This is a genomic window from Candidatus Neomarinimicrobiota bacterium (assembly GCA_041862535.1).
Taxonomy (GTDB): domain Bacteria; phylum Fidelibacterota; class Marinisomatia; order SCGC-AAA003-L08; family TS1B11.
The window spans coordinates 1-9,974 of sequence record JBGVTM010000277.1 but is presented as its reverse complement, the minus strand read 5'-3'; the positions used below and the strand labels follow the sequence as shown (position 1 = coordinate 9,974).

At 52.8% G+C, this 9,974-nt stretch carries 10 protein-coding genes and 1 tRNA gene; all 11 read left to right on the top strand.

The annotated features are described in order from the left end of the window. Nucleotides 1–121 (top strand): hypothetical protein (locus ACETWG_10305; GenBank protein ID MFB0516975.1); only part of this gene is annotated, 121 nt, incomplete at its 5' end. A gap of 10 nt (nucleotides 122–131) precedes the next feature. Next, nucleotides 132–293 carry a 50S ribosomal protein L33 gene (gene rpmG, locus ACETWG_10300; GenBank protein MFB0516974.1) on the top strand — a complete coding sequence of 54 codons (162 nt, stop codon included), beginning with the start codon at nucleotides 132–134 and terminating at the stop codon, nucleotides 291–293. Between the two features lie 13 nt (nucleotides 294–306). Then, nucleotides 307–379: transfer RNA gene (locus tag ACETWG_10295), tRNA-Trp, on the top strand. A 59-nt stretch (nucleotides 380–438) separates the two neighbouring features. Next, on the top strand, nucleotides 439–621 hold the full coding sequence (secE, locus tag ACETWG_10290) for a preprotein translocase subunit SecE (protein ID MFB0516973.1): 183 nt from the start codon (nucleotides 439–441) through the stop codon (nucleotides 619–621). A gap of 35 nt (nucleotides 622–656) precedes the next feature. Further along, nucleotides 657–1,184 (top strand): transcription termination/antitermination protein NusG, encoded by a 528-nt coding sequence (gene nusG, locus ACETWG_10285; GenBank protein ID MFB0516972.1) that lies wholly within the window; start codon nucleotides 657–659, stop codon nucleotides 1,182–1,184. Nucleotides 1,185–1,198: 14 nt separating this feature from the next. After that, a complete protein-coding gene (gene rplK, locus ACETWG_10280; GenBank protein ID MFB0516971.1) occupies nucleotides 1,199–1,624 on the top strand; it encodes a 50S ribosomal protein L11 in 426 nt (141 codons plus the stop codon). Then, entirely contained in the window at nucleotides 1,625–2,317 is a 693-nt protein-coding gene (gene rplA / locus ACETWG_10275; GenBank protein ID MFB0516970.1) for a 50S ribosomal protein L1, read from the top strand. A gap of 16 nt (nucleotides 2,318–2,333) precedes the next feature. Beyond that, nucleotides 2,334–2,855: a 50S ribosomal protein L10 gene (gene rplJ, locus ACETWG_10270; protein ID MFB0516969.1), complete on the top strand. Its 522-nt coding sequence runs from the start codon at nucleotides 2,334–2,336 to the stop codon at nucleotides 2,853–2,855. Between the two features lie 20 nt (nucleotides 2,856–2,875). Beyond that, the gene (rplL, locus tag ACETWG_10265; protein ID MFB0516968.1) at nucleotides 2,876–3,259 is read left to right on the top strand and encodes a 50S ribosomal protein L7/L12; all 384 of its coding nucleotides are present in this window, start codon (nucleotides 2,876–2,878) and stop codon (nucleotides 3,257–3,259) included. A gap of 84 nt (nucleotides 3,260–3,343) precedes the next feature. Beyond that, the gene (gene rpoB, locus ACETWG_10260; GenBank protein MFB0516967.1) at nucleotides 3,344–7,111 is read left to right on the top strand and encodes a DNA-directed RNA polymerase subunit beta; all 3,768 of its coding nucleotides are present in this window, start codon (nucleotides 3,344–3,346) and stop codon (nucleotides 7,109–7,111) included. 22 nt (nucleotides 7,112–7,133) lie between these two features. Continuing rightward, nucleotides 7,134–9,974, top strand: a 2,841-nt coding sequence (gene rpoC, locus ACETWG_10255) for a DNA-directed RNA polymerase subunit beta' (protein ID MFB0516966.1), incomplete at its 3' end; no start/stop codon positions are given.

Below are 9,974 nucleotides of genomic sequence, written 5' to 3'. Positions count from 1 at the left end.
CAATGTGAACATGGAAGTGGAATTGATCACCCCCATCGCCATGGATAAGGAATTGCGCTTCGCCATTCGCGAAGGTGGCCACACTGTAGGCGCCGGCGTCGTCACCCAGGTGGTGGCGTAGTTATCCTGTCATGGGTAATAGCAAGCGAGACCTGGTTATTCTGGAATGTGTAGAATGCAGGCGTTCTCGTTATACCACAACGAAGAATCGACGGTCACAGCCTGAACGCCTGGAGTATCGTAAATATTGCCGCTGGTGCCGAACACACACGGTCCATCGGGAAACCAAATAGCCCTGTTGCTCTTAGGTGAGTAGCTCAATTGGTAGAGCACCGGTCTCCAAAACCGGCGGTTGCGGGTTCGATTCCTGCCTCACCTGCTCATTGGTTAAGCGGACAGATGGGTGAGCACATTCTCCCGGAGGATGAGTAGCAATAGATGATTAAACGGATCCGGGAGTTTCTGAAAGGGGTCGAGTTCGAGATGAAAAAAGTCTCCTGGCCTACCATGGGTGAGCTGAGGGGCTCAACGGCGGTTGTGCTGGTTTTGTCCTTGATCCTGGTGATTTTCTTGTTCATGGTTGATTTTAGTCTGTCTCGAGTTGTGTCTTTCATCTTATAACGGTTATGGCAGCTTACAGTAAAGTCCCTGCAGCGATGGAGTGGTATTCGCTCCGGGTCATTTCCGGTAAGGAAAAAAAGACCCGGGAGGCCTTGCTATATGAATCTGAAGAAGCTGGTCTGCGGGATCAGATTGGCGAAATTCTGGTCCCCTCGGAGAACGTGGTGGAGATGCGCGAGGGGAAAAAGAGAGTCCGCAACAAGGTCTTCTTTCCGGGCTATATCCTGGCCAACCTGCACCTTACTAAAGAGGTCCGCTTTCTCGTTGAGAACGTTCCGGGGGTGATCAGTTTCGTCGGTCCTAAGGGTGAGCCGATTCCCCTACGGGACGAGGAAATCAGTCGCATCCTGGGTGAAGTCCAGGGTAAGGAGGGCCGCGAAGTGATGGCCCACAAGTATAAGGTAGGTGATCCCATCAAAGTGATTGATGGCCCCTTTGTGGACTTCACCGGGTTTGTGGAAGAGGTCAATGATGACAAGCAGAAAGTCAAGGTAACCGTCTCAATTTTCGGGCGACCTACGCCAGTTGAACTGGATTTTCTCCAGGTTGAGCTGGAGAAGTAACGCGGGTTTATTCCGTGGCCAAGAAAATCATCGGTTTTATCAAATTGCAATTACCGGCTGGTCAGGCCTCACCAGCGCCGCCGGTGGGCCCCGCCCTGGGCCAGCACGGCGTTAATATTATGGAGTTCTGCAAGGCTTATAACGCCAAGACCCAGGATCAGATGGGGATGATCATTCCGGTGGAAATCACCGTCTATGCCGATCGGTCTTTCAGTTTTGCAACCAAAACACCTCCTGCATCGATTCTCCTGCTCAAGGCAGCTAAGGCTGAGAAGGGCTCAGGGGAACCCAACCGGGAGAAGGTGGGCATGGTAACCATGCAGCAGATTCGGGAAATTGCCCGGATCAAGCTGCCGGACTTGAATGCTGGGACCGAGGAGGCGGCGGTGAAGATGATTGCAGGTACCGCCCGTAGCATGGGTATCGTTGTGGAGGACTAGCTGGTGAAGCGCAGCAAAGCCTACCGGAATGCCCTTGGGAAAATTGATCGCAACCAACACTATGAGTTGGTGGAAGCCCTTAAGCTGCTCAAGGACGGCGTCCCGGCCAAATTCGACCAGAGTGTGGAGCTGGCCATTAATTTGGGGGTAGACCCGCGTCATGCCGATCAAATGGTCCGAGGAACGGTAAGCCTGCCACACGGCACAGGCAAAGCAGTGCGGATACTGGTGTTCGCCAAGGGCGAGCAGGTAATGGAAGCGCAGGAAGCCGGGGCCGACTACGTTGGCGCGGAAGATCTGATTGAAAAGATAAAGGGAGGCTGGTTGGAGTTCGATGCCGTGGTAGCTATACCGGACATGATGCGGGATGTAGGCAAGTTGGGCTCCATTCTCGGGCCCCGCAAGCTCATGCCCAGCCCTAAAGCGGGTACTGTTACTAATGACATTGCTAAGGCAGTGAAGGAGCTAAAAGCGGGCAAAATTGAGTTTCGGGTAGACAAGTTCGGCATCATTCATGCCGCAGTAGGTAAGCTTTCTTTCTCGGCAGAGCAACTCGGGGATAATCTGAATGCTCTGATGGAGGCGATTATCCGAGCCAAGCCGGCGGCGGCTAAAGGGACCTATCTGAAAAAGCTGACCTTATCTTCCACAATGGGTCCCGGGATCAAACTAGATAAATCAGCCTTTGTATAGAGGGTACCGATAGAGCATGCCCACGCCCCGAAAAATAGCCATTATTGAAGGCCTTTCAGCCAGGATGCGCTCCGCAGCTGCAATTTACTTTACAGACTTTCGTGGGTTGTCAGCACCCGAGGCTACCGAGCTGCGGGCCCGACTGAGACAACATAACATCGAATATATTGTGGTGAAAAAGACCCTTTCCCGCCTCGCAGCCCAGGAGGCTGGGATTGGTGAGATCACCAATTTTATGCCGGGGCAAACGGCGCTAGCGTTCAGCTATGACGATCCCGCTGCGCCGGCCAGAATTCTACGTGAATTCAGTACCCACAACCGGGATATTCCGACCATTACCGGTATGATTCTAGATGGTCAACTGTTGCCGGCCACCACAGCCGAAGAGCTGGCAGATTTGCCAGCTAAAGAGGTTCTGATAGGGCAACTGGTGGCGGTCTTACAGCAGCCCATATCGCGTTTAGTCTCGACCCTAAATGGTGTGATTATCCAGCTGGTATGGACCCTGTCCAGTCTTAAAGAACGAAAAAGTGCTTAAAGTAAGGAGATATACAATTAATGGCTACGATTACGCGTGAAGATGTCTTAGGATATTTGGAATCGGCTAACATGCTGGAGGTTGCGGCCTTGATCAAGGACATTGAGGAGAAGTTTGGCGTAATGGCGGCCACACCGGTCGTCGCTGCTACCACCGGTTCCACTGATGTTGCAGTGGCACCTGAGGAGGCAAAAAGTGAGTTCAACGTGGTGCTCGCTGAAATCGGCGAAAAGAAGATCAATGTTATCAAAGTAGTGCGTGAAATCACTGGCCTGGGCTTGAAAGAGGCTAAAGCGCTGGTAGACAACGCCCCGAACACAGTGAAGGACGGGGTCTCCAAGGGAGAGGCCGAGAACATCAAGTCCAAACTCGAAGAGGCTGGCGCAAAAGTCGAGCTGAAGTAGCCAGTTGACGCGGATACCCATTTCCCTGCTAGCAGTTCACTTTCCCCGTAGACACGGTCTATAGAAGGAGGATTTACCTTGATTGTGAATCCAAAGTCCGTCGCGAAGCGACACTCTTTTACCCGGATTAGTTCAGCTGCGGATTTTCCGGACCTGTTGGCGATTCAAACCTCCTCGTTCGAAGAGTTCCTCCAGGAAAAGGTTTCCCCGGAAAAGCGGGAGGTCAAGGGTCTGGAGGAAGTATTCCATAGCATGTTCCCGGTCGAGGATAGTCACGGCAACTATGTGCTGGAATATGTCAGTTACTATCTGGGGAAACCCAAATATGCGGTTCGGGAGTGTCTGGATCGTGGGGTCAGCTATACTGTCCCGCTCCGGGTTCGTCTGATTCTGCATATCACCGATGAGGAGGATAAGTCGGTCTATGCCCAGAGTATCGAACAGGATGTCTTTTTCGGCAATATTCCGTATATGACCGAACGGGGAACGTTCGTCATCAATGGTGCTGAACGAATTATTGTCAGTCAGCTGCAGCGGTCCCCGGGGGTCTTCTTTGAGGAGAGCAAGCATCCCAACGGCACCAGTATTTACCAAGCGCGGATCATTCCCTTCCGGGGTTCCTGGGTGGATTTCACCACCGATATTTATGACTGCCTCTATGCCATTATTGACCGGCGGCGGAAGTTCCCCGCTACCCTGCTGTTGCGGGCCATTGGATATGCCACCAATGAGGATATTTTTCGGGCCTTTGGCTTAATTGAAGAACTATCCCTTAACAAAACTACTGCCGCCAAACTAGCCGGGCGTATTCTGGCCGCTGATGTGGTGAATACTGAAACCGGCGAAGTAGTGGCGGAAGCGGAGAAGGAATTAACCAAGGAGGATCATACCCTACTACGAAAGTCCGGGGTGTCGGCGATATCGGTTTTGAGCCAGGACAAGGAACTAGACGCGGAGATGGTCCTGAATACCATCAAGAAGGATCCTACCACAAATCAGGGGGAAGCCCTGGCCCGGTTCTATCGTGATCTGCGGGCAGGCGAGGCTCCCAGCATTGATGTGGCCCAAAAATTCGTTGAACGGATGTTCTTCTCTTCTAAGAAATATGATCTTGGGCAGGTGGGACGCTACCGTATCAACAAGAAGTTCAACCTTCACGCTTCCATTGAGACACCGGTGTTGATCCGGGAAGATTTCGTAGAGGCTCTCCGTTACTTGGTGAGCATGCGTAAAGGTGAGCGAGGCCCTGATGACATTGACCATCTGGGGAATCGTCGTGTTCGTACCGTAGGGGAGCAGCAGTCCAATCAATTTACCATCGCTCTCAGTCGTATGCAGCGCACCATCCGGGAGCGGATGAGTACCCGTGAAGCTGAAAGTCTCACCCCCCAGGATCTGATCAACTCCCGGATCGTCACGTCGGTGCTTAATGCCTTTTTCGGCACCAGCCAGCTGTCTCAATTTATGGATCAGACCAATCCGTTATCGGAGATTACCCATAAACGGCGCATTTCGTCTTTGGGGCCGGGTGGCCTAACCAGGGAGCGGGCTGGTTTTGAGGTCCGTGATGTGCATTATACCCATTATGGTCGTTTATGTCCTATTGAAACGCCGGAAGGTCCCAATATCGGGCTTATTAGCTCCCTGGCGACTCATGCCGTAGTTAACAAATTAGGCTTTATTGAGTCCCCTTATAGGAAGATTGAGCATCTAAATGGCAATTACAGGATCACCAATAAAGTGGAATACCTGTCCGCCGATGATGAGGACCGAGTCCACATTGCTCAGGCCAACGAGCCGCTAAAGAATGGGAAGTTTGTCAACGAGCAGGTGCTGACCCGCAAGGGGGATAATTTCCCTTTGGTGGAACCTGAGGAGGTTGATTTCATGGATGTGGCGCCGAGCCAGATTGTATCGGTAGCCGCGTCACTGATCCCCTTTCTCGAGCACGACGACGCTAACCGGGCTCTCATGGGCTCTAACATGCAGCGCCAGAGCGTACCGCTGCTCAAGCCGGAACGCCCGATCGTGGGCACCGGGGTGGAAGCACAAGTAGCCCAGGACTCCCGGGCGGCAATTTATTGTGATATAGATGGAGTGGTAGAGTCGGTGGCGGCCGATCGGATCACTATTCGCACCAGCGCAAAAGACAAAGATGTGATCCTGAAGGATGAGGAGAATCTCCGAATCTATCCTCTCTACAAATTTCTGCGCACTAATCAGGATACGTGCATCAACCAGAAGCCGTTGGTCGAGGCGGGCCAGAAGATTAAAAAAGGAACCCTGCTGGCAGATGGATGTGCTACTGACTTAGGTGAGCTAGCCCTTGGCCGCAACCTGCTGGTGGCTTTTATGCCCTGGCGGGGGTACAACTTCGAAGATGCGATCGTTATTAACGAACGGCTGCTGAAGGATGATGTACTGACGTCAATACACATTAAGGTGGCTGAGCTGGAAGTGCGGGACACCAAACGGGGTGCTGAAGAACTCACTAACGAAATCCCTAATGTCAGTGAAGAAGCGACTAAGAATCTGGACGAGCATGGTGTCATCCGGATAGGGGCTGAAGTTAAGCCGGGTGATATCTTGGTTGGCAAGGTGACACCGAAGGGTGAGACCGATCCTACACCGGAAGAAAAGCTCCTTCGAGCCATCTTTGGCGAAAAGGCTGGCGACGTAAAGGACACCTCCAAGCGGTGTGAGTCGGGAGTCAGGGGGACGGTCATAAAAACCCAGCTATTCGAGCGGAAAAGTTCCCATAGCCGAGCGGAAGACAAGCAGCAGATTGAAGAATTTCAGGCTCGGGCCAAGAGGGAACGTATTGCTCTGTTAGAGAAGCGGAACGAATTGATCAAGAAGCAGATGATCGGCCAGTTATCCGGCGGCATTCGAGATCTGGCTGCCAACCGTACCATCATTAAGGCCAAGACCAAACTTACTGAAGCTAAGGTCTCCGGTTTGGACTTCGATCGCCTCAGCCTCAAATCTCCCTGGGTAGACGATGCCGAGGTCTGGAGCAAGATTCGACAGATCCTTGAGGGCCACGTGGTAGCGCTGAAGGATCTTGAGGATGAGCTAGAACGGAACATTTTCAAAGTCCGTGTTGGTGATGAACTCCAGCCTGGAGTCATCAAGGTGACCAAGGTCTATATTGCCAATAAGCGAAAAATATCTGTAGGCGATAAAATGGCTGGCCGTCATGGCAACAAGGGAATCGTATCAGTGATTGTTCCTGAAGAGGATATGCCCTTCATGGAGGATGGCACCCCCGTGGATATCGTGCTCAATCCTCTAGGTGTACCTTCCCGAATGAACCTGGGCCAATTGTATGAGACCATGCTAGGCTGGGCCGGTTTCAGGCTCAACAAATGGTATTCTTCTCCCGTTTTTGACGGTGCTCACCTTGAGGATGTCCATAATGCGATGAAGGCCGCTGGTCTGCCTCCGGATGGCAAAGTCTATTTGAGAGATGGGCGCACAGGTGAGGTTACCCAAAACCCGGTTACTGTCGGGGTCATTTATATGATGAAACTGAGTCACCAAGTGGATGATAAAATGCACGCCCGTTCCACTGGCCCCTACTCGCTTATCACTCAACAACCTCTGGGTGGCAAGGCTCAGTTCGGGGGCCAGCGTTTCGGTGAGATGGAAGTCTGGGCCTTGGAGGCCTATGGCGCTGCGTACACCCTCCAAGAGCTGCTCACCGTCAAGTCGGACGATGTGGAGGGTCGGTCCAAGTTATACAATTCGCTCGTGAAAGGTGATAATACCCCTGAGCCCAGCATGCCCGAGTCCTTCAACGTGCTGCTGAGAGAGCTACAGGGACTAGGTCTGAACATCACCCTAGACTAAATAGGGGGTTACTTTGGTTTACATCAAACCACCACAGCCAGTATCAAGGCAAGACATCAGATCCATCACGCTCAGTCTGATGAGTCCGGAGATGATCCTTAACCAGTCCTATGGAGAGGTTCTCAAGCCGGAGACTATCAACTACCGCTCCTATAAACCGGAGAAGGATGGTCTATTCTGTGAGCGGATTTTCGGTCCAGTTAAGGACTGGGAATGTCATTGCGGGAAGTATAAACGCATCCGCTATCGGGGTATCATCTGCGATCGGTGTGGAGTGGAGGTTACCCGCAAGAAGGTGCGTCGCGAACGCATGGGTCACATAACCCTGGCCGTTCCCGTCGCCCATATCTGGTACCTGAAATCCATCCCCAGCAAGCTCAGTTACCTTTTAGGCTATTCTACCAAGGAGCTGGAACAGGTTATCTACTATGAGAAATACACCGTTCTCAACCCGGGTCTGTCGGGAAAAGAGTATGGTAATCTTATTGATGAAGATGAGTATCTGGGCCTTAGTATGGAGTTCGGCCCCGAGTCCGTTTCTGATGAGGAGCGGGAGGCGGGGAACTACTTCCGGGCGTCCATGGGTGGAGAGGCCCTGCGGGAAATGCTGCAGCATTTGAGAATTCCTGATCTGGTTGATGAGCTGACCACGGTGGCCAACGAGTCTCGTTCTGCCCAGAAGGCCGAGGATGCCCTCAAGCGACTCCGGGTGTTGAAAATGTTCGATCCCCGGCAGGAACGGTCGGTACCGAATAAAGCCGAGTGGATGATTCTCACGGTCCTACCTGTCACCCCGCCGGAGCTGCGACCCCTGGTGCCACTGGAGGGTGGTCGTTTTGCGGCCTCCGATCTTAATGACCTGTATCGTCGCATCATTATCCGCAACAACCGCCTGAAGCAGCTGCTGGAAATCAAGGCACCGGATGTCATTCTACGCAATGAGAAGCGCATGCTTCAGGAAGCGGTGGATAGTTTGTTCGACAATGCCCGTCGCGGAACGGCTGTGCGTAGTGGCACTAGACGTCCACTTAAGTCGCTGAGTGACATGCTTCGGGGCAAGCAGGGCCGGTTCCGGCAAAACCTGCTGGGCAAGCGGGTGGATTATTCTGGCCGTTCGGTAATCGTGGTCGGTCCTGAGCTCCAGCTGCACCAGTGTGGCGTCCCCAAGGAAATGGCCATGGAGCTATTTAAGCCCATAATTATCCGGGAACTCATGACCAGGGGCTATGCTAAGACACCCCGCAGTGCCAAGATAATGGTTGAACAGAAAATGCCTGAAATTCTGAAAGTCCTTGAATACGTTGTGCGGGATCATCCAGTACTTCTCAATCGGGCTCCAACACTTCACCGCCTGGGGATCCAGGCTTTCCAGCCGGTACTGGTTGACGGCCGGGCCATTAAACTCCACCCCCTGGTCTGTGCTGCATTCAATGCCGACTTTGATGGTGACCAGATGGCTGTGCACGTGCCTTTATCAGCTCAGGCGCAGATGGAATCCTGGATTCTCATGCTTTCCAGTCACAATATTCTCCATCCCGCTCATGGTAATCCTATCGCCATCCCTTCCCAGGATATGGTGTTGGGATACTACTACCTTACACGCAGCCGAAAGGGTGCCAAGGGGGAAGGTAAAAGCTTCTACTCCTTTGACGAAGCCCGCCTGGCATGGGAAAACCACGAAGTGGACCTCCACGCCATTGTGAATTTTCGCTATAATGGCCGATGGTATAAGGACACGACGGTGGGGCGGATCATTTTCAATTCCATCGTGCCCCAGGAATTGGGCTATTTCGACGAGATGATCACCAAGAAGAGCCTTGAGCGTATTGTCGGCGAGAGTTTCCAGCGACTGGGCAATTACAAGACGGTGGCCTTTCTAGACCGCCTGAAAGATACCGGTTTTGAGTTTGCTACCCGAAGTGGTGCCTCCATTGCTATCGCGGATGTTCTCGTTCCCGACGAAAAGTACCACATTATCAATAAGGCTGCCAAGGAAGTGATGGATGTTCAACGGAAGTTCGACCGGCAGATTCTCACCGAAGGGGAGCGATATAACAAGATTATCGATATTTGGACCCATGCTACCAATGCCGTGGCCGGGAGTATGATGAAGCGCCTGGAAGAGGATCGTGAGGGCTTTAACCCGGTCTACATGATGGCTGATTCCGGAGCCCGAGGCAGCCAGGATCAGATCAGGCAGCTGGCCGGTATGCGCGGTCTGATGGCGAAGCCCCAAAAGAGTCTTTCTGGCACGAAGGATGAGATCATTGAGAATCCCATCAAGTCCAATTTCAAGGAAGGGCTCTCGGTGATGGAATATTTCATTTCCACGCACGGTGCCCGCAAAGGTTTAGCAGATACCGCTCTCAAGACCGCCGATGCTGGCTACCTCACCCGTCGGTTGGTGGATGTGGCCCAGGATGTGGTCATTACCATGTCTGACTGCGGTACGATCCAAGGTTTGACCACCACTGATTTGAAGGACGGAGAGGAAATTGTTGAGCCCCTGGAGGACCGCATTATCGGGCGGGTGATATTGGAAGATGTGGTTCATCCTGACTCCGGGGAAATATTGGCCAAAGCCGGCAGCCTGGTAGATCGACCGTTGGGCAAGAAGATCTCAGATGCCGGTGTTGAGGTGGTGCGCATTCGTTCAGTCCTGACATGCGAGGCAGAATACGGTCTGTGCCAGATGTGCTACGGGACCAATCTGGCCACTGGCCGGAGAGTGAGCATTGGGGACGCTGTAGGCATCATCGCGGCCCAGTCCATTGGCGAACCGGGCACTCAGCTCACTTTGCGGACCTTCCACATCGGTGGTACGGCGGCTCGTATCATTGAGCAGTCTGAGATGTATACCAAG

Coding starts and splice junctions, on each gene's coding strand:
- nusG (MFB0516972.1), top strand. CDS start 657: ATGGAGTGGTATTCGCTCCGGGTCATTTCCGGTAAGGAAAAAAAGACC.
- rplJ (MFB0516969.1), top strand. CDS start 2,334: ATGCCCACGCCCCGAAAAATAGCCATTATTGAAGGCCTTTCAGCCAGG.
- rplL (MFB0516968.1), top strand. CDS start 2,876: ATGGCTACGATTACGCGTGAAGATGTCTTAGGATATTTGGAATCGGCT.
- secE (MFB0516973.1), top strand. CDS start 439: ATGATTAAACGGATCCGGGAGTTTCTGAAAGGGGTCGAGTTCGAGATG.
- rpmG (MFB0516974.1), top strand. CDS start 132: ATGGGTAATAGCAAGCGAGACCTGGTTATTCTGGAATGTGTAGAATGC.